This is a genomic window from Catenuloplanes nepalensis (assembly GCF_030811575.1).
GTDB lineage: Bacteria > Actinomycetota > Actinomycetes > Mycobacteriales > Micromonosporaceae > Catenuloplanes > Catenuloplanes nepalensis.
On record NZ_JAUSRA010000001.1, the window covers coordinates 7,825,982 to 7,848,515 of the forward strand.

Annotated in this window: 30 protein-coding genes; 16 read left to right on the top strand and 14 right to left on the bottom strand. The window is 68.6% G+C overall.

Annotated elements, in window-relative coordinates:
* Nucleotides 1–91 precede the first annotated feature (91 nt).
* Nucleotides 92–370, top strand: coding sequence for a cell division protein SepF (locus tag J2S43_RS33775; protein ID WP_306836052.1), 279 nt, complete (start codon nucleotides 92–94; stop codon nucleotides 368–370).
* Here the strand turns inward: J2S43_RS33775 and J2S43_RS33780 are convergent.
* The 10 genes from J2S43_RS33780 to J2S43_RS33825 all read right to left on the bottom strand — a co-directional run bounded on the left by J2S43_RS33780 (nucleotide 365) and on the right by J2S43_RS33825 (nucleotide 10,464).
* Nucleotides 365–922 (bottom strand): hypothetical protein, encoded by a 558-nt coding sequence (locus J2S43_RS33780; protein ID WP_306836053.1) that lies wholly within the window; start codon nucleotides 920–922, stop codon nucleotides 365–367. The two genes, J2S43_RS33775 and J2S43_RS33780, sit on opposite strands and share 6 nt — an antisense overlap.
* A 124-nt stretch (nucleotides 923–1,046) precedes the next feature.
* A complete protein-coding gene (locus tag J2S43_RS33785; RefSeq protein WP_370881808.1) occupies nucleotides 1,047–2,078 on the bottom strand; it encodes a DNA polymerase III subunit beta family protein in 1,032 nt (343 codons plus the stop codon).
* 55 nt (nucleotides 2,079–2,133) lie between these two features.
* Nucleotides 2,134–2,556, bottom strand: a complete 423-nt coding sequence (locus J2S43_RS33790; protein WP_306836057.1) for a VOC family protein — start codon at nucleotides 2,554–2,556, stop codon at nucleotides 2,134–2,136.
* A gap of 19 nt (nucleotides 2,557–2,575) precedes the next feature.
* Nucleotides 2,576–2,800, bottom strand: a complete 225-nt coding sequence (locus J2S43_RS33795) for a hypothetical protein (RefSeq protein ID WP_306836058.1) — start codon at nucleotides 2,798–2,800, stop codon at nucleotides 2,576–2,578.
* A 58-nt stretch (nucleotides 2,801–2,858) separates the two neighbouring features.
* Nucleotides 2,859–4,406 (bottom strand): glycoside hydrolase family 13 protein, encoded by a 1,548-nt coding sequence (locus tag J2S43_RS33800; RefSeq protein WP_306836060.1) that lies wholly within the window; start codon nucleotides 4,404–4,406, stop codon nucleotides 2,859–2,861.
* Between the two features lie 3 nt (nucleotides 4,407–4,409).
* Nucleotides 4,410–5,279 carry a carbohydrate ABC transporter permease gene (locus J2S43_RS33805; protein WP_306836061.1) on the bottom strand — a complete coding sequence of 290 codons (870 nt, stop codon included), beginning with the start codon at nucleotides 5,277–5,279 and terminating at the stop codon, nucleotides 4,410–4,412.
* The gene (locus tag J2S43_RS33810) at nucleotides 5,279–6,139 is read right to left on the bottom strand and encodes a carbohydrate ABC transporter permease (protein WP_306836064.1); all 861 of its coding nucleotides are present in this window, start codon (nucleotides 6,137–6,139) and stop codon (nucleotides 5,279–5,281) included. Before J2S43_RS33810 ends, J2S43_RS33805 begins: the two co-directional genes overlap by 1 nt.
* Before the next feature lie 188 nt (nucleotides 6,140–6,327).
* Nucleotides 6,328–7,683, bottom strand: coding sequence for an ABC transporter substrate-binding protein (locus tag J2S43_RS33815; protein ID WP_306836066.1), 1,356 nt, complete (start codon nucleotides 7,681–7,683; stop codon nucleotides 6,328–6,330).
* A gap of 244 nt (nucleotides 7,684–7,927) precedes the next feature.
* On the bottom strand, nucleotides 7,928–8,935 hold the full coding sequence (locus J2S43_RS33820; RefSeq protein WP_306836068.1) for a LacI family DNA-binding transcriptional regulator: 1,008 nt from the start codon (nucleotides 8,933–8,935) through the stop codon (nucleotides 7,928–7,930).
* A gap of 164 nt (nucleotides 8,936–9,099) precedes the next feature.
* Nucleotides 9,100–10,464 carry a dihydrolipoyl dehydrogenase family protein gene (locus J2S43_RS33825; RefSeq protein WP_306836070.1) on the bottom strand — a complete coding sequence of 455 codons (1,365 nt, stop codon included), beginning with the start codon at nucleotides 10,462–10,464 and terminating at the stop codon, nucleotides 9,100–9,102.
* Nucleotides 10,465–10,515: 51 nt separating this feature from the next.
* Between J2S43_RS33825 and J2S43_RS33830 the strand changes: the two genes are divergently transcribed.
* From J2S43_RS33830 to J2S43_RS33840, 3 genes are read left to right on the top strand one after another with little or no spacing between them, the layout of a single operon-like run.
* On the top strand, nucleotides 10,516–11,586 hold the full coding sequence (locus J2S43_RS33830; protein ID WP_306836071.1) for a serine hydrolase domain-containing protein: 1,071 nt from the start codon (nucleotides 10,516–10,518) through the stop codon (nucleotides 11,584–11,586).
* Between the two features lie 21 nt (nucleotides 11,587–11,607).
* A complete protein-coding gene (locus tag J2S43_RS33835; RefSeq protein WP_306836073.1) occupies nucleotides 11,608–11,967 on the top strand; it encodes a type II toxin-antitoxin system RelE/ParE family toxin in 360 nt (119 codons plus the stop codon).
* A gap of 53 nt (nucleotides 11,968–12,020) precedes the next feature.
* The gene (locus J2S43_RS33840; RefSeq protein ID WP_306836076.1) at nucleotides 12,021–12,341 is read left to right on the top strand and encodes a helix-turn-helix transcriptional regulator; all 321 of its coding nucleotides are present in this window, start codon (nucleotides 12,021–12,023) and stop codon (nucleotides 12,339–12,341) included.
* A gap of 124 nt (nucleotides 12,342–12,465) precedes the next feature.
* Here J2S43_RS33840 and J2S43_RS42340 read toward each other — a convergent pair whose 3' ends face one another.
* Nucleotides 12,466–12,831, bottom strand: coding sequence for a DUF488 domain-containing protein (locus J2S43_RS42340; protein WP_370881692.1), 366 nt, complete (start codon nucleotides 12,829–12,831; stop codon nucleotides 12,466–12,468).
* Nucleotides 12,832–13,791: 960 nt separating this feature from the next.
* Here J2S43_RS42340 and J2S43_RS33845 point away from each other — a divergent pair.
* Both J2S43_RS33845 and J2S43_RS33850 read left to right on the top strand, forming a co-directional pair.
* On the top strand, nucleotides 13,792–14,286 hold the full coding sequence (locus J2S43_RS33845) for a hypothetical protein (RefSeq protein ID WP_306836078.1): 495 nt from the start codon (nucleotides 13,792–13,794) through the stop codon (nucleotides 14,284–14,286).
* Between the two features lie 656 nt (nucleotides 14,287–14,942).
* On the top strand, nucleotides 14,943–15,425 hold the full coding sequence (locus J2S43_RS33850) for a nucleoside 2-deoxyribosyltransferase domain-containing protein (RefSeq protein WP_306836079.1): 483 nt from the start codon (nucleotides 14,943–14,945) through the stop codon (nucleotides 15,423–15,425).
* Here the strand turns inward: J2S43_RS33850 and J2S43_RS33855 are convergent.
* Entirely contained in the window at nucleotides 15,418–15,939 is a 522-nt protein-coding gene (locus tag J2S43_RS33855; RefSeq protein ID WP_306836081.1) for a hypothetical protein, read from the bottom strand. The genes J2S43_RS33850 and J2S43_RS33855 overlap by 8 nt on opposite strands.
* 635 nt (nucleotides 15,940–16,574) lie before the next feature.
* On the opposite strand from J2S43_RS33855, the gene J2S43_RS33860 reads away from it, so the two are divergent.
* On the top strand, nucleotides 16,575–17,054 hold the full coding sequence (locus J2S43_RS33860; protein WP_306836083.1) for a hypothetical protein: 480 nt from the start codon (nucleotides 16,575–16,577) through the stop codon (nucleotides 17,052–17,054).
* A 479-nt stretch (nucleotides 17,055–17,533) separates the two neighbouring features.
* Nucleotides 17,534–17,773: a GntR family transcriptional regulator gene (locus J2S43_RS33865; protein ID WP_306836086.1), complete on the top strand. Its 240-nt coding sequence runs from the start codon at nucleotides 17,534–17,536 to the stop codon at nucleotides 17,771–17,773.
* A 16-nt stretch (nucleotides 17,774–17,789) separates the two neighbouring features.
* Here the strand turns inward: J2S43_RS33865 and J2S43_RS33870 are convergent, their stop codons facing one another.
* Complete coding sequence (locus tag J2S43_RS33870) at nucleotides 17,790–18,305, bottom strand: GNAT family N-acetyltransferase (RefSeq protein ID WP_306836088.1); 516 nt, start codon at nucleotides 18,303–18,305, stop codon at nucleotides 17,790–17,792.
* Nucleotides 18,302–19,078 carry a GntR family transcriptional regulator gene (locus J2S43_RS33875; protein ID WP_306836090.1) on the bottom strand — a complete coding sequence of 259 codons (777 nt, stop codon included), beginning with the start codon at nucleotides 19,076–19,078 and terminating at the stop codon, nucleotides 18,302–18,304. The genes J2S43_RS33870 and J2S43_RS33875 overlap by 4 nt, the downstream gene beginning before the upstream one ends.
* 354 nt (nucleotides 19,079–19,432) lie before the next feature.
* Between J2S43_RS33875 and J2S43_RS33880 the strand changes: the two genes are divergently transcribed.
* The 8 genes from J2S43_RS33880 (at nucleotide 19,433) to J2S43_RS33915 (ending at nucleotide 22,534) form a co-directional block, all read left to right on the top strand.
* Nucleotides 19,433–19,678 (top strand): DUF6284 family protein, encoded by a 246-nt coding sequence (locus J2S43_RS33880; RefSeq protein ID WP_306836092.1) that lies wholly within the window; start codon nucleotides 19,433–19,435, stop codon nucleotides 19,676–19,678.
* Nucleotides 19,678–20,049 carry an RRQRL motif-containing zinc-binding protein gene (locus J2S43_RS33885; RefSeq protein WP_306836094.1) on the top strand — a complete coding sequence of 124 codons (372 nt, stop codon included), beginning with the start codon at nucleotides 19,678–19,680 and terminating at the stop codon, nucleotides 20,047–20,049. Before J2S43_RS33880 ends, J2S43_RS33885 begins: the two co-directional genes overlap by 1 nt.
* Nucleotides 20,046–20,888, top strand: a complete 843-nt coding sequence (locus J2S43_RS33890; RefSeq protein ID WP_306836097.1) for an ABC transporter permease — start codon at nucleotides 20,046–20,048, stop codon at nucleotides 20,886–20,888. The genes J2S43_RS33885 and J2S43_RS33890 overlap by 4 nt, the downstream gene beginning before the upstream one ends.
* A 330-nt stretch (nucleotides 20,889–21,218) precedes the next feature.
* Entirely contained in the window at nucleotides 21,219–21,380 is a 162-nt protein-coding gene (locus tag J2S43_RS33895; RefSeq protein WP_306836100.1) for a hypothetical protein, read from the top strand.
* Nucleotides 21,380–21,547, top strand: coding sequence for a hypothetical protein (locus J2S43_RS33900; RefSeq protein WP_306836103.1), 168 nt, complete (start codon nucleotides 21,380–21,382; stop codon nucleotides 21,545–21,547). Before J2S43_RS33895 ends, J2S43_RS33900 begins: the two co-directional genes overlap by 1 nt.
* A gap of 41 nt (nucleotides 21,548–21,588) precedes the next feature.
* On the top strand, nucleotides 21,589–21,762 hold the full coding sequence (locus J2S43_RS33905; RefSeq protein WP_306836105.1) for a hypothetical protein: 174 nt from the start codon (nucleotides 21,589–21,591) through the stop codon (nucleotides 21,760–21,762).
* A gap of 107 nt (nucleotides 21,763–21,869) precedes the next feature.
* Complete coding sequence (locus J2S43_RS33910; RefSeq protein ID WP_306836107.1) at nucleotides 21,870–22,301, top strand: DUF3307 domain-containing protein; 432 nt, start codon at nucleotides 21,870–21,872, stop codon at nucleotides 22,299–22,301.
* A 17-nt stretch (nucleotides 22,302–22,318) separates the two neighbouring features.
* Nucleotides 22,319–22,534: a hypothetical protein gene (locus J2S43_RS33915; RefSeq protein ID WP_306836108.1), complete on the top strand. Its 216-nt coding sequence runs from the start codon at nucleotides 22,319–22,321 to the stop codon at nucleotides 22,532–22,534.

Genomic DNA, 22,534 nt, shown 5'->3' on the forward strand with positions numbered 1-22,534 from the left:
CCTCCCGTGTCGGCCGCCGATCTTAGAGGTCCGGGAGGCAAAACGGGGGAACGTGGCTTGACGAGGGCATCCTCTCCGCGAGACTGGACGAATGGTCAAGACCCTGCGTCCACAGAGCTACAACGAGGTGTTCTACGTCGGGCACTACTTCCGCGAGGGGATCGCGGTCGTGATGGACCTGACCAGCCTGGCGGACGAGGAGGCCACGCCGCTGGTCGACTTCGCGGCGGGCCTCATCGTCGGGCGGGGCGGCGAGATGGAACGCCTCGCCACCAAGATCTTCCTGCTGCGGCCGCCCGGCATGACCGAGGCGGACCTGCCGAACTACCCGGTCCTGGCACCGCAGCCGATGTCACGCGGCGGGCTATGAGGGGAGCAGCCCGGTCTCCGGCTGACCGCACGCGCGCTGCGCCGCCCGCCAGTGGCCGTCCATGTCCTGCGCGACCCCGACCAGGCTCTTCGTGTACTCCGTACGCTCTCCGGCGGAGGCGATCTTAATCTCCTCGCCCAGTTTCAGCGCGCTCTCCACGTTGTTCGCCAGCCCGTTGACCGCGTCCCGCAGGTCGCTGTCGATGACGAGCAGTGCCGCATGCCGCCGGGTGGCGTCGATCTCCGCCCGCAGCTGCTCCGTGCTCTGCAACCCGGTGGACGCGGCGCCGGCGGCCGAGGTGGTCCGGGTGGCCTGGACCGCGGGCGTCGCGGTGACGGTCTTCGCCGGGGTGGAGGCCGCGACCGCATCGCACACCTGACGCTTGGCGAACTCGTTCACGCCGTACGCCGCGCCGAAGCCGAGCATCGCCACGGCCACCGCGGTGACCGCGATCGGGCCCTTCCACGAGCGGGTGGGCGGGGAAACCCACGTGTCCTGCGGTCCTCGGCCGGGGGCGTAGTAGGCGTTGGTCAGCTCTTCGTACGGATTCACGGAAGCACCGGGGGGCGGCTCGATCGTCATACGCCTGTCACAATCGTCTGGGGGGACGGCGGGCACCCGGTAGTTCGGCACCCGCGTCACCACCCTTAGAAGTCGCTGGCCGCGACCGGGAGAGTCACAGGCGCACCGGCATCAGGACCGCGAACGAGTCCGGTCCGCGCAGTGCCAACGGCATGATCGGCCCGTCCAGTTCCAGGACGAGCTGTCCCGTCCCGCCCGCGTCCAGCGCCGCGAGCAGGAACTCCCGGTTGACCGCGACCTGGTGCGGCCGGTCGGGCGCCCCGGCCTCGACGGTGCCGTCCGCACCGACCGTGAGCACCATGACGTGCGCGTCCTCACGCACGACCGTCGGTGCCTGGGACGCGGCCTCGCGCAGTGCTGCCGCGTCCACGCTCACCCGCAGCGGCTCCCCCGCCGTGGCCGCGAGCGCGCGGCGGTAGTCCGGGAACTCGGCGGCGACCGGTACCCCGGTCAGCTCGTGCCCGCCCGCGGCGATCGAGATCGCGTCCGGTGACAGCGACAGCCGGACCGGGCCGCCCACGGCGAGCAGCGGCACCAGCGCGTCGACCAGCGGCAGCGGCGCGACCACGCCGACGTCCGGGCCGGTGAGGTCGGTGAGCGGCACGTCCGCGATCGCCATCCGGTACCGGTCGGTGGTGACCAGCCGCAGCGCGCCGTCCAGCAGCTCGATGAAGACGCCGCGCAGCGTCGGCAGTGCCGGCTCGCTCCCGGCGGCGTAGCGGACGGCCGCGAGCGCGGCGTGCAGCCCACCGGCTGGCACGGTCAGTTCGGTCATCAGGTCCTCCACGAGATCCAGATCGTCGTCGATCATTCGGTGAATCCGGGAGAGCTCCCGCCGCGCGTCCGTCAGACCGTCCTCGAGGCGCCGCAGGTGCGCGTCGAGGAGCGCGTGCATGGCGGGCCGGTCGTCGCGCCGGCCCAGCATCGCGATGATCTGCGGCAGCGGCATGCCGACCCGGCGCAGGCCGGCGACCAGGCGCGCGGCCGGAACCTGACCGGCCGCGTACCTCCGGTAGCCGTTGTGCGGGTCGACGAACGCAGGGCTGAGCACGCCGGCGCCGTCGTAGAAGCGCAGCGCGCTGATGGTCAGCCCGCTGGCCCGCGCCATCTCGCCGATCGTGCGCAGCTCGTCGTCGTCGCTCTCCATGGCGGAGACTCTGATCCCTCGACCCGGTGGAGGGTCAAGCCACGCAGAACTCGTTGCCCTCCGGGTCGGCCATGGTGACCCACGAGTGCGGTCCCTGCTGCCCTCGCCAGAGTTGGGTGGCGCCGCGCGCGGTGAGCCGCTCGACCTCGGCCTCGCGCTTCTCGTCGCCGACGCGCACGTCGAGGTGCACCCTGTTCTTCACGGTCTTCGACTCGGGCGCGGTCTGGAACAGCACGCGCCGGTCGCTTTCCGGGTGCCGGATGGCCGCGCCCGAGGCCCAGACCAGCGCGCCGTTGTGCGTCGTGGTCTCGGCCTCGGTCGCGTAACCCTGGTCGATCATGGATTTGATGAACGCCGCGTCCTGCGGCTCGACGGTCCAGCCGAGCGTCTCCGCCCACCAGTCGGCCTGGGCGTGCGGGTCCGCGCTGTCGATCGCCACCTGGAAGTCGTATGCCATGACCGAATCGTAGATAGGGTCAGGCCTCTTCCGAGTGCTCCGGCTGCTCGGCGAGCAGGGTGAACTTGAACTCGGTGGTCTGCGAGTCCGGGTCGTCCTCGGCCGTCACCGTGTACGACTCGACCCGCACGCCGAGCCCGAGCGTGTCCGCCGCGGTCAGCGCCTCGGTCAGCTCCTGCACGGTGTGGAAGTAGGCGGTGTAGATCTCGGTGGGCTCGTCGAGCACAACTTCGTCGGTCGTCATGTCGGCCGAGCCTAGATCCAGAACGGGCCGCGCGCTCGGTAGCACGCGGCCCGCACCCCTAAAGAGCGATCCAGAGCGTGGTGTCCGGGGGCAGCAGCCCGTCCTCCAGCGGCCCGCTGGCCAGCAGCACGTCCCCGTCGAACGGCACCGGCACCGGCACCGCGGACAGGTTTGCGACGCAGGCGAACGAGGAACGGCGGAACGCCAGCACGTCCGGGGCCGCATCGATCCAAGCCAGCCCTCCGGAGAGCCCGCGCCGCAGGCGCAACGCCGCGCGGTAGAGCGACAGCATCGACGCCGGATCCGCGCGCTGCACCGCCACGGTCCGGTCCTTCCACGCGCGCGGCTGTGGCAGCCACGGCGTGCCGGTGCCGAACCCGAACGGCGGCTCCGAGTCCGACCACGGCAGCGGCACCCGGCATCCGTCCCGGCCCGGGTCTCGGTGCCCGGAGCGGTGCCACATCGGGTCCTGGCGCAGCGCCGGCGGGATGTCCTCGACCTCCTCCAGCCCCAGTTCCTCACCCTGGTAGACGTAGGCCGCACCGGGCAGCGCGAGGCTGAGCAGCGCGGCCGCCCGCGCCCGGACCGTGCCGAGGCGCAGGTCGGTGGGGATGCCCTCGCGCTTGGCCGCGAAGCTGAAACCGGTCTCGGAGCGGCCGTAGCGGGTGACCGGCCGGGTCACGTCGTGATTGGAGAGCACCCAGGTGGCGACCGCGCCGAGCGGCTCGTGCACGCGGATCGTCTCGTCGATGATCTCCCGCAGCCGAGTCGCGTCCCACGGGCTGCAGAGGAACTCCAGGTTGAAGGCGGAGTGCATCTCGTCCGGCCGCAGATACCGGGCGAATCGCTCCGGCGAAGGGAGCCACACCTCGCCGATCAACGTCCGGTCCCCGCCGTAGGAATCGATGAGCCGGCGCCACGAGCGATAGATCTCGTGCACCCCGTCGAGGTCGTGGAAGGGATGCGGCGCGTCCGGCGACACCGGCGGCAGCGACGGGTCCTTGACCAGCAGCGCGGCCGAGTCCACCCGGAAGCCGTCCACGCCGCGCTCCAGCCAGAACCGCAGGATGTCGAGATGCTCCTCGCGTACCCGCGGATGGTTCCAGTTGAGGTCCGGCTGCGCCTTGTCGAACAGGTGCAGGTACCAGGCACCGTCCGGGGTTCGCGTCCACGTCGGCCCGCCGAACTCCCCCTCCCAGTCGGTCGGGCGGTCGGCGCCGGACCGGAACCAGAACAGCTCACGCTCCGGCGCGTCCGGGGAGGCCAGCGCGGCCTGGAACCACGGATGCGCGGACGACACGTGGTTCGGCACGATGTCGATGATGATCTTCAACCCGTGCGCGTGCGCCTCCGCGATCAGCGCCTCCGCCTCCGCCAGCGTGCCGAAGATCGGCTCGATGTTCCGGTAGTCGGCGACGTCGTAGCCGGCGTCGGCCTGCGGCGACGGGTACCACGGGCTGAACCAGATCGCGTCCACGCCCAGGTCGACGAGGTGGTCGAGGTGCGCGCGCACGCCCGCCAGGTCACCGATGCCGTCCCCGTTGCCGTCCGCGAAGCTTCGCGGGTAGACCTGATAGATCACCGCGTCACGCCACCATGTGCTCACGTGTCAACCCTTCATTGCCCCGGCCGAGAGGCCCCCGATGATGCTGCGCTGGAAGATCAGGAAGATGACGATCATCGGGATGCTGGCGATGACCAGGCCCGCGAGCATCATGTTCAGCGGCACCTGGCTGGTCAGCGACAGCCGGGACAGCGCCACGCTGAGCGTCTGCGCGGCCGGCTCCGGCAGCACCAGCAGCGGCCAGAGGAAGTCCTTCCAGATGCCGATGATCGCGAAGATGGAGACCACGCCGAGCACCGGCCGGGACAGCGGCAGCACCACCGACCACAGCACGCGCAGCCTCCCGGCGCCGTCGATCGCGGCCGCGTCGAGCAGGTCGTTCGGGATCTGGTCGAAGAACCGCTTCAGCACGTAGATGTTGAACGCGTTCGCAACCGCGGGCAGCCACAGCGCCCACGGCGTGTTCAGCAGGTTCACGCCGAGCAGCGGCACGTCCGTGACGGTCAGGTAGGCCGGGATGAGCAGCGCGGACGCGGGCAGCATCAGGCTGGCCAGCATCCCCCCGAGGATCACGTTGCCCAGCACCGGCCGCAGCTTGGACAGCGCGTAGGCCACCGCCACGTCCAGGACCAGGATGAACAGCCACCCGCCGAACGCGTAGAACACGGTGTTGCCGAAGTAGCGGGCGATCTCCATCCGGTTCCACGCGTCCGCGTAGGACTCCGGGTGCACACTCTCCGGGATGAACGTGGGCACCGGCTGGGCCAGCTCGACCGGCGATTTCAGCGCGCCGGTCACCATCCAGTAGACCGGGAAGAGAAATGCGAGCGTGAACGCGATCGTCACCGCGCCGAGCACCGAGAAATAGAGCGCGCGATGCCGGCGGATCTCCGTCTCCGAGATCAGCGTGCGCATCAGGACTCCTGGCTTCGGGTGAGCCGCAGGTAGACGGCGGAGAACGCGGCGAGCACCGCGAAGAGCGTCACGCTCATCGCGGCGGCCAGGCCGAAGTCGTTGTTCACCGTGAACGCGTACCGGTAGATCAGCACCATCACCGTGATGGTGTCCGGATTCGTGGTGCCGGTCAGCTGATAGGGCTCGATGAAGACCTGCATGGTCGCGATGATCTGCAACAGCAGCAGGACCAGCATCAGGAAGCGCAGCTGCGGGATGGTGACGTGCCGGAGCCGCTGCCAGACCGATGCGCCGTCCAGCTCCGCCGCCTCGTAGAGCTCGCCCGGAATGCCCTGCAGACCCGCGAGGTACATCAGCGTGGCACCGCCCAGGTTGGCCCACGTCGAGACCAGGACCAGGGAGAACAGCGCGGTGCCGGAACCCTGGGTCCACTGCGAGGTGGGCAGCCCGGCCGCGTCGAGGATCGTGTTGAACAGCCCGTTGCCCGGGTCGTAGAAATAGCGCCAGAGCAGCACGACCACGATCGGCGGCAGCATCACCGGCAGGTAGACCGCGACCCGGAAGAATCCCCTCAGGTGCCGCAGCTCGTTCAGCAGGATCGCCAGGAACAGCGGCACCAGATAACCGAAGACCAGCGCGAAACCGGAGAAGACGAGCGTGTTCTTCCACGCGGTCCAGAACAGCGGGTCCTCGAACAGCGCGGTGTAGTTCTCCGTCCCGACCCAGTAGGGATCGGTCACGAAGTTGACCTGCTGGAAGCTCAAAATGACGCCGCGAACCAACGGGTACCAGGAGAACAGCGCGAAACACGCGAGCCCACCGGCCATGAACGCGTAAGCCAGCAGATTGTCGCCGATCACCCGACGCAACCGACCGCTTCGCGGCCGTTGCGGGATTTCGGGTGGGCTTTGTGGCCGGGCCCGTTCCGTGGCCGACAGGACCGCCATCGTGGTCACCCTTTCTCTGCGGCGGTACGGATACGTGCGCGACGGCCTCCGTGCGAGGCGGCCGGCGCCGCCGGTCACTCCCGGCGGCACCGGCCCTCCCGTCACTTGACCGAGGCCAGGATCTGGTTGACCTGCGTCTCCGCGTCCGCGAGGAGCGCGTCCACGTTCGCGTCGCGGTCGGTGAGCACCTTCTGCATCGCCACGTCCAGCACCGCGTAGATCTGCTGCGCGTTCGGCGGCTCCAGCTTCACCGGAATGCCCGGCATCGCGGCCTTGAACGGCGCGTAGTTCTGCTGCGGCACGTTCGCGTACTTCGCGTCCGCGGTCTCCTGCAACTGCGCGGCCGCACCGGTGAAGATCGCCGGCTCGGGCAGGCCGACCGGGTTCTCGTTCTCGGCGGCCCACTTGTTCTCCGCCTCGAACCGCTCCGCGCTGGTGAACCAGAACGTCAGCCACTTCAGCCCGGCCCTGATCTTCGCGGGCGAGGCCTTGGCGTTGAACATGTAGCCCTCGCCGCCGCCGAGCGTGCCCGCGCCGCCGGGGATCGGGCCGAGCCCGTACGTCTCGTACTTCCCCTTGTACTGATTCACGATGGTCGGGATGTTGTCCGCGGTCGCCACGTACATCCCGAGCTTGCCGGAGCCCATCATCTGCAGCAGGTCGGCCCACTCCAGCAGCTGCCGCTCGCCCATCGAGTCGTCGGTCCAGCGCATGTCCTTGAGCTGCTGCAGGACCTGCCTGCCCTGCGGGCCGTTGAACGCGGCCTTCCACGTGCCGCCCTCGTTGACCGCGACCTCACCGCCGAGCGAGTAGATCTCCGTGGTGAAGTGCCAGCCGCCGGTGTTGCTCTTGGAGTAGTCGCCGTAACCCACGTGCCCGTCGCCGAGCGCGGTGATCTTCTTGGCCGCCTCGCGCACCTCGGCCCAGGTCCGCGGCGGGTTCTCCGGATCGAGCCCGGCCTTGGTGAACAGCTCGCGGTTGTAGAGCAGGCCCATCGAGTAGTTCTTGTAGGGCAGCCCGTAGGTGCCGCCCCTGTCGTCCTGGAAGACGCGCAGCACCTCCGGCTTGACCTGCGAGGTGATCGGGAAGTCGGCGAGGTGGTCGCTGATGTCCGCCACCTGCCGCTTGGCGATCAGGCTGGCCGGGTCCGTGAAGTAGACGTAGAAGACGTCCTCCAGCTGGCCACCGGCCAGCTTCGCCGCGAACGTCTGCGGGTCCATCTTCCCCTCGCGGGGATCGAGGTCGATGTCGGGATTGAGTCTCTCGAACTCGGCCACGTTGTCGAGGAAGCGCTGGTGGGTGGCGGCCTCGGTGGCCGGCGGCAGGCCGTTGATCACCAGGGTGACCTTGCCGCCCTCCTTGGTCTCGTCGTCGCCGGCACCGCACGCCGCGGTCCCGAACGCCAGTCCGACGGTCAGCAGGAGCCCGAGAGTCGTCCGCGTCCGATGTGTGCCCATGGGAACGGACCCCTTTCTGGGGGTGGAATTCAGTCGTAGTCACGCCGTGTTTCGTGCCGATGACGATACAAACACCAACCGGTGACCGCAAGAACAGCACAACATCAAGAAAAATTTTGACGGTACGCGCCCGGAGCGCGCAAAACGGCCCACGGTCAACAGACCGGGGGCCGTTTGAGGGTTCGTGGCCGGTGCAGCGTCCGCCGGCTCATCCCGTCTGCCGGCAGGACTCGTGCGCGACCGGCTAGCCGCGGGGCGCCGGAGCGGTCGAGCCGCGAACCACCAGCTCCGGCTCGAAGAGCAACTCGTCCGCCGGGATCTCCGCGCCGTCGATCTGCTGCACCAGCAGCTCCACCGCGGACTGCCCCATCGCCTCGATCGGCTGGCGCACCGTGGTCAGCGGCGGATCCACGCTGTTCATCAGCGCGGAGTCGTCGAACCCGACCACGGACACGTCCTGCGGCACTCGAAGCCCCAGCCGGCGCACCGCGCGGACCGCACCCAGCGCCAGCACGTCGCTCGCGCACAGAATGCCGGTGACGCCCTGCTTGCACAGCTTCGCCGCGGCGGCCCGCCCGCCCTCGGTGGAGAACCCGGACCGCTCCACGGTCAGCCCGACCCGGCCGCCCTGCGCGGCCACCGCGGCCTCGGCCGCGGCCAGCTTCCGCCGGGACGGCACGTGGTCGGCCGGGCCGAGCAGCGCGCCGATCCGGGTGTGCCCGAGCGAGATCAGATGTGCGAGGCCCTGCTCCACCGCCTCCGCGTCGTCCGTGGACACCAGCGGGAAGCCCAGGCCGTCGACACCCGCGTTGACCAGCACGGCCGGAAGCCCGCGGTCGGTCAGCTTCCTGTAGTGCTCGTGCGACGCGTCCGCCATCGCGTAGTTGCCGCCGGCGAAGATGATGCCGGAGACCTGGTGCTCCAGCAGCATGTCCAGGAACTCGACCTCGGAGACACCGCCGATCGTCCGCGCGCACAGCACCGGCGAGAAGCCGCGCTGCACCAGCGCGCCGGTCACCGCCTCGGCCAGCGCCGGGAATATCGGGTTCTGCAGCTCGGGCAGGACCAGGCCGACCAGCCGGGCGCGCTCGCCGCGCAGCTTCGTCGGCCGCTCGTAACCGAGCACGTCGAGCGCGGTCAGCACCGCGGTGCGGGTCGCCTCGGAGACGCCCTCCCGCCCGTTCAGCACCCGGCTGACGGTGGCCTCGCTGACGCCGGCCTTCTTCGCCACCTCGGTCAGTCGTCTCGTCACGGCCGCAATGCTACTGCTCCATGACGAAAGAACCGAACCGATAGCTGTCGTGTTATGGAAAGCCGGCGTCAGCGGATTGCAAATCCGTGAGCCATTTTCACCCGGCCTGTGCTGCTCCTGCACCGGCACATGTCGACGGTCCGGGCGCGCCAGGTCAGAAGAGCTCAGTCGAGCGCCTTGACGGCCTCGTGAATCGCCCGGTGGAACGTCGGGTAGGCGTAGATCATGTTTCGCAGCGTCGCGACCGGCACCTCGCCGTGCACCGCCACCGCCAGGCCGCTCAGCACCTCGCCGCCGGTCACGCCCGCGGACGTCGCGCCGACCAGCACGCCCCGGTCCACGTCCGCCACCACCTTGATCACGCCGGCGTTGCCCGGCCCGTGAACGAAGCCGCGCGACGACGCGGACACGTCCGTCACGCCGACCCGCACGTTCAGCCCGCGCTCCCGCGCCTGGTGCTCGGTCAGCCCGACCGCGCCGACCTCCGGATCCGTGAACGTCACCCGCGGCAGCGCCCGGTAGTCCGCACCCGGCCCGCCCTGACCCAGGATGTCCCGCACCACGATGTCCGCCTGGTACATGGCCATGTGCGTGAACCCGCCCCTGCCGGTCACGTCGCCGATCGCCCACACGTTCTCCCCGGCCCGCAGCCGGTCGTCGACCTCGATGAACCGGCCGGACGCGTCCACGCCCGCCTCGTCCAGGCCCAGCTCGCCCAGCTCCGCCTTCCGGCCCAGCGCCACCAGCAGCTTCACCGCCGACACCTCGGAGCCGTCGGACAGGCCCACCACGAAGCGGGCTCCGTCGTGCCGGACACGCTCCGCGCGTACCCCCGTGTGAATGTCGACGTTGTCGGCCCGCAGGGCCGTCGCCACCACCTCGGAGGCCTCCGGCTCCTCGGCCGCCAGCACCCGGCTCGCGCCCTCCACCAGCGTCACCTGCACGCCGAAACGCGCGAAGACCTGGGCGAACTCGACGCCGATCGCACCGCCGCCCAGAATCACCAGCGACGACGGCAGCTGCTCGACCTCGACCGCGTCCCGGTTCGTCCAGAACGGAGTGCCGGCCAGCCCGTCGATCGGCGGCACCACCGGCGCGGTCCCGGTCGCCACGACGATGCCGCGCTGCGCCACGAACTCGGTGTTGCCGACCCGCACCCGGTTCGGCCCGACGATCTGCGCGGTGCCCCGCTCGAACCGCCCGCCCTTACCCGTGAACCGGTCCACCGCCACCTTGTCGTTCCAGGTGTCGGTCGCCTCCTCGCGGATCCGCTTCGCCACCGGCGCCCAGTCCGCCGTCACGGTCGACCGCCCGGCCAGCTGCGCCACCCGGCGCGCCTCGACCAGCGCGTTCCCCGCGCGGATCATCATCTTCGTCGGAATGCACCCGTAGTACGGGCACTCACCACCCACCAGCCGGCTCTCGATGCCCACCACGCTGAGCCCGGCAGCGGCCAGCCGGCCGCCCGCCTCCTCACCGCCCACGCCGAGCCCGACAACGACCACATCGACCTGCTCCGGCTGCCCCATGCCCGCCAGCATGCCACTCGTGATCGCCCGCGTCTTGTAGCGTTTCCCACCGTGATCCCGTTGAACGGCAGCGTTTCGCCCGCGTTCGAGCCGCTACGCAGCGCCTTCGCCGCGCTGTTCGCCTCCGGCGCGGAGACCGGCGCCGCGCTCACCGTGATCCACGACGGTGCCGAGGTGGTCTCGCTGTGCGGCGGGTGGCGAGACTCGTCATCGACGGTGCCGTGGACGCCGGACACACTGGCCGGCGTCTACTCCGTGGGGAAACCGGTGGCCGCGCTGTGCGTGCTGCTGCTGGTGGCGCGGGGCCGGCTGAGCCTGGACGACCCGGTGGCCCGGCACTGGCCCGAGTTCAGCACGCCGGCGGCCACGATCCGGCAGCTGCTCGACCACACGGCCGGCACGGTCGCGTTCCCGCCGGATCTGCCCTCGACCGCGTTCGCCGACTGGGACCTGCTCGCATCGTCACTGGCGGCCACGCCGCCGGCCTGGGAGCCCGGGACGGTGGCGGGCGAATTCGCCCTCACCTACGGCCACGCGCTCGGCGAGCTGGTGCGGCGGGTCGACGGCCGCACGCTCGGCACGTTCCTGCGGGAGGAGATCGCCGTACCGTGGGATCTGGATCTCGCCTTCGGCCTGTCGCCGTCCCAGATCGACCGCTGCGCCGACCTCGTCCCGGCCTGGCCGGCCGACCCGCTGGGGTCGCCGGGCACCTGGAAGCACCGCGCGCTCTCCTCCCCCGCCGGCGCGACGTCCGCCTCGGTCATCAACGGCCCGCTGTGGCGCGCCACGGAGATCCCGGCCGTCAACCTGCACAGCACCGCGACCGCGCTGGCCCGGCTCTACACCGCGCTCCCCGCGATCCTCCCGCCGTGGCTGGTGACCGAACTGACGACCGCTTCCTACACCGGCCCCGACCTGGTCCTGAACCGCGACGTCACCTGGACCCTCGGCATGCAGCTGGAGCCGGACGGCAGCTACGGCATGGGCGGTATCGGCGGCAGCTGCGCCTTCACCGACCCCACCCGCAACTACACCTTCGCCTACGTCACCCACCACCTCACCGACTCCCAGCGCGTCGACCACCTGGTCGACACCCTCAACGAATCCCTTGAAGGGCGATAACAAGTTTGTTATCGTTGCCGGGTGCTGTGGCCCGTCTATGTGCATCCGGAAGCTGAACTTGAGCTCAGCAAGATCGTTATTCGAGAGCGCACCGCGCTCGTCCATGCCATCGAAAAGCTGGAACAGATCGGCCCGATTCTGGGCGAGCCACATGCCAAACACATCCAGATGACGGATGAGCCGCTCCGGGAACTACGGCCGCGGCAAGGACGCTGCCCATACAGGGCGTTCTTCCGCGACTTCGACAGCGCGTCCGTGGTCGCCGCCATCGGGCCCGAGGCAGATCAGGATCGTCGGGGATTCCATCGGGCCGTCGCGGCGGCGCTTGATCGCTTGGCCACCGTCGAAGAAGATCAGGAGAACACCGGGAGTTCGACATGACCGGACACTGCCCGCCGGGAACGGCGGCCATCCGCCTGCGAAAAGGTACAACCATGAAGCTCTCCGAGATGAAGAAGCTTGGCGAGGTCATCGAGGACCAGCGCCGCGACCCGGAGTTCCGGCAGGAGTGGGACGGGCTCGTCATCGCACGGCAGGTCGCCGTCGTCGTCGTCCGCTACCGCGAGCACCATGGCCTAAGTCAGCGCCAGCTGGCCGAGCAGGTCGGCATGAACAAGGCCGCCATCGGCCGGCTCGAATTGGGCGAGCACCAGCCCAACTTCGAAACCCTGGCCAAACTTACCCGCACCACCGGCATGACCTTCCACATCGACATCGCGAACGGCGCCGCGGAACTGACCGGTTCAGCCGCTTAACCAAGGATTCAGCCTCCACATGCCGTGAGCACACGGAAACCTCTTGCCGACGCGCGTCCTCCAGCGGGCCGAGAGCAAACCTTCCCCCGAGGCCAACGCTCGATCTTCAGAGGTTGAGCCTCGCCTACCCGCCGACGTTTCGTAGCAAGACGCCGCGGTGACACCGCGACTGATCCGACTCGAAACACAACAGTGCGACCAGGTCCCTAGTCGCCACGAGGGCCAACTCATCGAGAGCGTGTGCGGCAGTATCGCCGCACAGCAAGCCGGCATAAACGGCACGTGCCGCGCAGACCTCTTCCTCGGTACTGCCGAACCCGGCCCGGTTGGCCTTCGGATTGCCCAGCTCGCGGCAATGTTCATCTGGGATCGACGCCAACGCGATCAAGCAGTATCCACCGGGACACAGAGGGTTATTCAGCGCGCTGCGCCCCGACGGCACCGGCCTGCGGCAACGCGGCGTGAGGTCGCCGCGCTGAATAACCCTCACAGGCGAGCCGATGACGCCCTCGCTCGAGCCCCCGGAACTCCGCGGTCCACGCCTGACGGTCAGGGCATTCGCCTAGGCCCCGATGGCGACCTCAGACTTGTCGCTCTAATCAATGTCGATCACCAATGGCGAGGGATGCCGGCAGCCGCTATTCGATACGTGAGAATTCTTCCCTGCATAGCCGCCCTGGCTCGGATCGTGACGACTTATGCCGTGCACAGCCGCTATTCGTCGCCGCAGCAGGACACGCCGCCATGAACTGTCGCGTACGCGATTAATCCACGAACAGGCTAAGCCGACACGCCATCATCACTCCGCCCTCCGAGGGTGACAGCCCGCCAACCTGCGCGTTGAAGCCACCGGACTGCACTCCAACACCACCAGCAGAACCGATGCACACGAATCATCAATCACGGCAAACTTCTCCCCGGCAGCAATAGCCGAATCGGAGAGGTCAACGATGCACCGACGTTATGCAGGATTCGCGGTAGCGACTGCGGTCGCGCTTTCCGCGATCGTGTCTGTCGGCACCGTCACAGGTAGCGCCCTCGCCGAAGCCGGCTACACGCGGGACACGATCGTCGAGGTCGGAGCGACAGCCACCATTCCGGCGTCGCCCAGCCCAGCTGTTCTTGACGATCTCAGGCCGTCCGCAGCGAGGAGCCCGAAGTCCGGCGCGGGCGGTGTTCCGACCCCGGCAACAACGTCGAGCGCCTCCAGTCCCCCCACACCAACGGTACGGCTCGGCGGTACTCCAGGGTCGCCCACCGGCACCAGCACACCGGCCGACATGAGCACGCCAAACCTTGAAGCCATACCCGTGCCGTCGACTGACGGCGGCCGGCAAGACGAAGTCCCGCCCAGTCCAGCCGCTGCTGTCACTCGAACTCCGACCCCATAACGCTTATCCGGCGAACAGCGCCGAACAGACAGAACGCCCAGAATAAAAGGAGATCCACCATGTCCAACGCCAAGAAGCGCGGCACCACCATCGCCGTCGCCGGAGCTGTCGCCGCGATCGCCATCGGCGGTGGTGTCGCATGGGCCGTCTTCACCGAGAGCACTTCCGCCACTGCCGCAGCTCAGGCCGGCGACCTCGCACCTCTCTCTGTCGTCGGTGTTCCTTCGACCGACTACGAGAACGACCAGCGAGCGCTCTGGCCGGGCCACCCGGCCGACGTCATCGTTCGGGTCAAGAACAACAACGAGATTCCGATGGAGGTCAGCTCCGTCGCCAATACCGCGGTGACCGGTACCGGCAACACCCCGAACAACTGCGCGGGCCACATCCAGGTCAACCCGATCAACATCGAGAGCGGTCCGATTACCATCGGCGCCGGGCAGGAGGCCGACGTGAAGCTCCTCGACGTCATCACCCTGCTCGAAAACGCACCGAACACCTGCCAGGCGGCGACGTTCACGACCACGTGGTCGATCACCGGGACCGGCAAGTAGACGCGTCTACCGGGTCAGCCGCCGAGGAAGGCGCGGTTCCTCATCGAGAGGAACCGCGCCCTTCGCTTGCTCGCCTGCCGAACTCGGTCCACACGACGGCGCTGAGACGACGGAGCCTCTCCATCTCTCGAGTTTGTTGGCGCACCATCGCGATGGACGTCGATCTAGGTTGCACGAGCGGTATTCGCATGAAGGCCCGCGTGCTGCGGGCCTTCCGCATGTCCGATGGTCTCGGTCTCAGCTGAGGTCGTCGCAGAGGTTCTGGCGGATGCGGAAGGCGCCGGAGACGGTGCGGTGGTTGTCTGGGGAGACGTCGAGGCGCCAGGCGGGGCTGTCGGGGACGTAGTAGCCGCGGGCAGGTTGCCCTGGCCAGGCGGAAGCCGACCGTCAGCGGGCCGTGGACCAGGTGGGTGGAGGAGCCGTCGTCGTGGCGGCCCGGTCCTCGCCGCGATGCACGAGCTGGGCGCGGAGCCCGGCGAGTGTGTCCTGATCGGCGCCTCCGTCAGTGACCTCGTGGCCGCGCAACGGACCGGGGTCACGGCGATCGATACGCCAACAAGCCGGGCAAGGCGGAGCATCTTGCCGGCGGCGCCGTCGTCGTGCACGGTATCGACCGGATCCTGGCTGCCATCGAGCGGTAAGAACGGAGAGCCGCAGTGAATCGCTACTTCGAAGCCCCGCACCCGTATCAGCCGGCGCCGGGCGACCCACCGGCCGTGTTCCTCGCCGGTGGCATCACCGGCGTCGAGCGGTGGCACGACCGGGCCGCGGAGACGCTCCTCGCCGCCGGACTGATCGTGCTCAACCCGAATCGGGCCGACTTCCCCATCCACGATCCGGCGGCCGGGCCGGCGCAGGTCGCGTGGGAGCAGCGGCACCTGCACCTGCCCGGCGTGCTCACCCTCATGTGGTTCCCGGCGTCCGACCCGGCGGTGACGACGCAGCCGATCGCGATGTTCGAGTACGGGCAGGCGCTCGGCGAACGACGGCGCCTGGTCGTCGGCGCCGACCCGGGCTACCCGCGCCGGGCCGACGTGCGCATACTGGGCGAGCTCAACCGGCCGGGCCTGGTCGTACACGACACGCTCGGCAGCCTGCTGACCGCGGCGATCGCGGAGGCGACCCGGCCGGTCAGCTGAGGGCGGCGCAGAGATCCTTCCGAATTCGCCAGGCGCCGGAGAGGCTGCGGTAGTTGCCGGCGGAGATGTGAAGCGTCCAGGCGGGACCGTCGATGACGTAGAAGCCGCGCGGCAGGGTGCCCCGGCCCTCGCGGAAGCCGACCATCAGCGGGCCGCTGACACGGTAGGTCAGGGCGCCGTCGTCGTGGTGCGTGATCACCCCGCTGGCGCTGGCGTCTCCCCGGGTGGTCGCGCCGGTGGAAAGGTTGGTCACCAGGAAGACGAGAGGGCCGAACGCCGCCTCCGTCCGCGGCGTACCGTCCGGCTTGGTGGTCAGGGTCCTGTAGTAGACCTCGTCCACGATCGGGTCGCCGTGCAGCGCGAAGTCGCAGGTCAAACCGGCCGGATAATCGTACGGAGGGCTGGGGATCCGGACCCAGCCGGAACCGGCCGGCTCGGCGGCGGCGTGTGCGGGCGTACCGAACGTGAGGGCGATCAGGGCGCTCACCAGGACGGTGCTGAACAACCGGCGCATGGTTACCTCCATCGTGTGCCTGACGCAGGAACGCGATGGGCATCGCCGGAGGTTGTCCGGCCGCGAAAACAGGAGGTCCACAGTGGTGCTTGCGCGTCCTCGCCACCGTCGGCAGTTGTGCGGATCATTCGCTTGCTCGCCGGTGAGCAGCACCGGCCGTAGTCGCACTCGGGCAAATAAAAAGCGCCGACCGCGTTTCCGCTGGTCAGCGCTTCGATAGCCCGGCGAAAGGCTATGTGGCCAGGGGCGGGGTCGAACCGCCGACCTTCCGATTTTCAGGGCCAAGATCGAGTGTCCGGCATCGTCCGCTGATGTCCGCCCGCGCAGGTCAGACGGGCTGTGCGTACGACCGCGACTAGACGCGGACGTACGCGAACGAGACCAAGTCTGAGACCAGAAATTCGGAGTTTTGAAGGCCGGTGGTCGGCTTCCGACCGCCCGAGGGAGCAGCGGCACGGTTACCTCATGTGGCTTGCCTCACGCTAGATCAAATCACGGTTGCCAATCGGGTTGATCTACGCCGATCGTTGTTGATCGTGAATCCATATGCCGCGCTTCCGCCGCATGGCGCTCCGCCGAGTGCCGCGCCGCAACGACGGCGCTCTCCGTGGACCGCGATTGCGCTGTTCCTGGCGATGCCGACGCTGCTTTGTCTCGGCATCGCGTCAATCCCGGTCGTGTGGTTCGCGCGGGAGACGTGGGCAGCGGGTCAAGGGGAGGTCTCGCCGGCTGCGGCCGTGACGGTCTATCTCTACGCCCTATCGAACGGAGAGGAACTCGGCGTCCGGCGCGTGCTGGCCGATGGCCGGCGTGACGAGCTGTTCGACCAGTGGTCCGCGTATCGCGCTGAGATCGAGCGCGGCCAGGACCTGCCGTCCCGGCTCACGTGGGGCGCGGCGACGGAACAAGTTGAAGCCGAAGGCCGCGCGGCCGTCACCGTCGATGTGGCCGGCGTGTGGTCGCTACCCGACGCGCCGGTCGGCTCATCGATCCTTCGTGGCGAGTCGCACCCGTGGCACTTCGAGGCGCGACGCGACCGGGGCGGTTGGCGCATCTGGTCGGCCAGCCTCCCGGCGTGGTGCGGTGCACACGTGCGGGCGGACACCTGCGCCTAGGCAGGCTTCCTCTCACCCGCTGCACGCGCTGCTGGAATCGCGCCTGCCCGCACGTCGACAGCGCGATGACCGCCGGGGTCGGTTGGAACGTGGCGGCACATGCCGGCGATGCGCCACCACAGACCATCGGCCGTCGAGATTGAGCCGTCGACTCTGTCGACTCTGATCCACAGCGGGCCGACTCCGAATCTGTAGTCGGACTCAGCTAGAACCAGCACGTCTCCGACGTGCGGCGCGCTCGGGTCCCGTTGCTTGCGCTTCCCAGCCGTCACAGCTCCCCCGGGCAAATGGCTGACGGGGGCCGGGCCTACCTGGCACCGACCCCCGCCGCTCCTGATGGCCGGTGCTCCGCTCGGTGCGCAGTCCCAGGCCAAGGGCCAGAGTAGTCATCTTGTATAGCCTTGTATAGCAACAATCCTGAACGTTCATGCTTGTAGTTACGGGTACCCGGTCGAATCTGATCATCTAGCGTCGGGGTCGTGATCGAACCGGACGGCCCCGTACCGATCTATCTCCAACTCGCCGACATCCTCGCGGAGCGGATCGAGCGCGGCGAGTGGCAACCGAACCGCGCCATTCCGAGCGAGACTCAGCTTGTCCAAGAATTCGGCATCGCGCGCAATACCGTACGGAAGGCGATTTCCGTCCTCCGCGAGCGCGGCTTGGTCTTTACCGTTCCGCAGCGAGGCACTTTCGTATCACCGCAAGCCAACGCATAACCGAATGCCATGTGATTCAGTGGACTCGGCGCTCAAACAGTGCGCCTGAACCCCTATGGCCCAATTCGACGATACGCACGAGCGTGAAGCCTTGCTTCATATAGTAGGCGTGCAGCTTCTCATTCGTACGCCATGCGTCCAGCCTAAGTCGAGATTTCCCCTTGCTTGCGGCTAATTCTTCTGCCTTATCGAGCAGTTGACCACCGACATTTCGGCCGGACGCACTGCGGTCGATGACCATTCGATGGACGTACAAAGCGGAATTTGGAGCATCCTCCGCTTGCCAGAATTCGGGGTCCGCAAATTCGTCGACCGTAATCATGCCAATGATAGCGTCGGCATTTTGCGCAACGTAACACTCCATTCGGCCGATCGCCTCGGTAAGGCTGGATCGGATTTTGGACTCCGTGTTTTTCGCCCACTGATCGGACCCTTGCTCGGCCAACCATCGCTGCGCGGCCTGGTAGATGCCAACAAGCTCGTCCAGGTCTTGCAGCCGTGCCGGCCGGATGACGAGCCGCTCGCTGCTCACTTCCTCAGCTCCATACCGTCGCGCTCGTAAACGATGACGTGGCGGTCTCCAGGAAGGATGTTTACTACAACGCGGATCGGCGTTCCATCATCACATAAACCCGTACAGATATGGCAAGCAACCGGAGTGCCTGGACCGAGTTCCAATCGCTTGATCTCGTTGGGATCCGGCATTCTGATGTAAATTTCGTCGAGCGTACGGGTCTGCGGGTAACCCAACTCACGCAGTACCTCATTTGCTCCACGCGCTATATCCGCCGGATTCATGATTTCGCTACCCTGAACAACAGCCAACGGGAAATAGCTGTCATTCGTGTTGTAAGGCTCCCCGTCGAGATAGCGTATCCGGCGCCTCACGGCAGCCAATTCACCCTCGGCCAGATTTAGACGTTTTCGCACGTCTGCCGGGGGGTCAACGATGGCTACCTCGATCTCCTGCTTAGGCTCCCGTCCTTCTGCGGAATGGTCGGCCATAAAGCGATCCATCTCTGGATACGCGGGTTGCGCCCGGAACTCTTGTTGGGGCCGATAAAACAGCGGCTTGCGGTTCCTTACGAAGTAGCCGCGCGGCGCGCGAGGCACAATCAGCCCTTCATTGACAAGGGCCGTGAGAGCCTGACGAACCGTTGAACGCGCGACGTCGTGCCGTGCCATCAACTCCGCTTCGGTTGGCAATCGATCCTCCGGCGCAAGTTCGCCTGCGGAGATCTGAGCCCTGACCGCGTCGGCAATCTGCGCCCACGCGGGAACCCTTCTTTCCCTGCTCACGGCCATGGTGACCCTCTCTCGTCGCCGCACTGTACGAACAGTCTAGACAGAATCCCTTGACACACGCAGCGCCCGTCTGGCACCTTCGTGTCAGCGCCATTGTCCGTACAGTACGGACCGTGGCCACAGTATGGCTGGTGGGTTTCCAGCGCGGCGGAGGCGGCTTCTAGCTGCGCCGTTCGCGGCTGGAACCACTGCGCACCGGTTCGTTCACAACTCCAACAGGCTTGCGGCCTCCCTCCGAACAAGGCCGCCGCGCACGGCTCAGGTCCGTGCATTCAATCCATGTTTTCGCTGGTTGGCGCGGCATCGCGCGTTCTCGTGTGTTGCCGCGCCGACGTTCAACCTTGGAGGTATCCCGTGAGGGACCGTCTTTCCGACATCGACGAACCGACTGACGCCGAGCTGGCGGCCATCGAGAACGAGTGGCCGCTGATCGTCGCTGAGCTTGACCTGATGGAAGCCGAGCTGGATGTGCTGGACGCCGCTGAGCGCGGCGGCCCGTTCGACTTGGACTGGCAGCGTCTCCGGCGCGCTGAGGCTCGCGTGCTGCGTGAGGCTGCGGCGCTGGTCGACCGCGTGGCCAGGCCGCGCCACGCGGCCTGATGTCCCGCGTTCGCGCCGCGTTCCACGATCCGGCCGGCACGCGGTACGGCATCCCCACGTTCTGGTGGCGCGGTGCCCCGGACGGCTACGCCACACGGCGGCAGCTCCGCAACCGTGGGCTTTGCCCCGGCGGCCAACCCGTTGCCGCTCAAGTGCTCTGGGCTGGGGTCGGTGGCATTCGTGCCGCCTACCTCTACCGGCTCGATCTGGCCCGGCCGAAGCGCACCGCTTCCCCGGCCGTGCTCGCCGCGCTCGCATCCGCGATGCGCGCTCGCAAGACCTGCCCGACCTGCCGCGCCGTGCGGCCCTACGTCATCTCGCGCTCGCTCGGCGAGTGCGTTCCCTGCGCCTACCCGGAGGTTTCCGCATGACTGCCCCGACCACTGCCCCGAGCGCGTACCCGCCCGCTGTTGACGAGCTGCTGCGGGATGCGCTGGAGCTGTCCTACGAACTCGGTGGGGTTCCCTCCCGCAACCAGCTCATGAAGCGGTTCCGAATCGGTGCCCCGAAAGCCACGCTGCTGCGGGAGGCACTGACCGACGTCGCCACTCCCCGGCCCGGTACCGCGCCCGTCCTGGGCGAGACCCCGGCCCCGCCGGTCACCGTGCCGGACCCGGCACCGGTCATTCTGCCCGTCGAGTCCGCGCCGGAGCTGACCGAGGATGAGATGCCCCCGCCGCGTGAGGTGTCACCGCTGCTCTCTCCCGCCGGACACCCGGGCACGGAGATCACTGCTGACCCGACCCCGCCGGTCGCCGAGACCGCCCCGGCCGCGCCGGTGACGCGCAAGCGGCCGGTGACCTGGCCGGTGCTGCTGCTCTGCCTGCCCGCGTTCGTCGCGATCTGGGGCGGCTGGGTGGAGATGGGCAGGCTCACCGGGTTCGGTGAGGTCGCGCTACTGCCCGGCATCGCCGATCAGGTCGTGCTCGACACCGCGATCACGCTCCCCATCGGTGTCGAGACCTACGCGGCGTACGCCCTCTACGTGTGGCTGTCCGGGATGGTGTCCGGCGCGGCCCTGCGCTTCGCCCGCGCGTCCGCGATCGGCTCGCTGATCATCGGCGCGCTCGGCCAGGTCGCCTATCACCTGATGGCCTCGTGGGGCTGGGAGTCCGCCCCGTGGCCGGTCACCGCCGTGGTGGCCTGCATCCCGGTCGCCGTGCTCGGCATGGGCGCGGCCCTGGCGCACCTGATGCACCACGAGAACTAGCTCCGCCCGGCGGCACGGCCCCTACCGCCAAGCAGATGCCGTGCCGCCGGTCCCTTCCCATCCGCCTTTCGGCATCAGGAGGAACGACCAGTGTCTCAGTCCCGCTTCGTCCGCGATACCGCCCCGACGCAATCGACCTGGCACACCTACCCGTGTGGGCACCAGGTGAGCGTCTGGGGCAACCGCAAGGCTCCGTCCCGCTGTCAGGACTGCCCGGCGCCCGTCAGGCGCTAGCCGGGGCGGTCTCTGCCACGACCGGCGCGGGGGCATCTCGTCTCCGGTCGTGTGCGGTGGCCGCCAGATCGGCGCGCCAAGACAGGAGTCCTGACCGTGGCACGCAAGAACCTGATCGACTCGATCAACCCGAACGAGTACGCCCGCGCCATCGCTGAGGCGACCCGGGCCGGCGGCGGCAGCGACGCTGAGGCGCGCGCCAACGCCCGCGCCGGACGCCGCGACATCAAGGCCGTGCAGCGCAAGGACGGCAAGTGATGGCCAAGCAGTACGGGCACCAGCCCGACCGCAACGGCCGCCCCGTCGTGGCCGCGATCCCCAAGCAGCTGCGCGGCTACGACCCGGACTGGGACGTGCACACCTTCACCGAGGGGCCGATCAAGCGGCTTCTCGGCGCGCTCGGCACCAAGCGCACCAAGCGCTGATCCCTCCTTCAACCCCAACACCGCTGTCCCGAAAGGACGTCATGGCCCGCATCGAGAAGACCAACGGCATGTTCCTCGGCTACCTGCGCGACAAGGAGGACCGCGCCGACCGGCAGCGGCTGGCCGACACCACGCCGAAGGCGACCGGCAAGGACCGCGCCGCGATGGACGCCGCGCGGCAGACCCCGCACAGCGGCCCCGAGTCCCGCAACTAGCTCCGCCCGACGGCGCGGCCCAACGGCCTGGAAACCAGCGCCGCGCCGCCGGTCCACCCCGTCACCTTCCGGATCCAGGAGGACCACCAGTGTCTCAGGCTCCCATCTTGTTCGCTGCCGCGTTCGCGGCGCTCTACGCGGCTCACCAGTTGGCCGACCACTGGGTGCAGACCCAGCACCAGGCCGACCACAAGGGCGCGCCCGGCTGGCGCGGCCGTCTCGCGTGCGCCCGGCACGTTGTCACCTACACCCTGACGGCCGCCGCCGCGCTGGCCGCCGTCGCGCTGACGACCGGCGCGGTGTTCGACCCGGCCGGGGTCGCGCTCGGCCTGGCGGTCTCCGCCGTGTCGCACTACATCGCCGACCGGCGCACGCCGCTGCGCGTGCTCGCTGACGCGCTCGGCTCGGGCCGCTTCTACCGGCTCGGCATCCCCCGCGAGGGCCGCGACGACAACCCGTCGCTCGGCACCGGCAGCTACGCGCTTGACCAGTCCTTCCACGTGCTCTTCCTGTTCATCGCCGCCCTGATCATCGCCTGACTGAGGAGACAGCTCACATGGCACGCAAGAACGTCAACCGCGCGTCCGGCAACGACTCCGTCGACATCCAGGTCGGCCGCGTCGCTGAGTCCCGGACCAGCAAGGACAAGAGCAAGGACAAGCCGACGCCGGGCGAGTCCGGCGAGATGCGCAACACGAACGTGACCAGGGGCAACGCCCGCGTCGGTGTCCAGGCCGACACCGTGTCCGGCCCGATCGTCATCCGGTTCTGA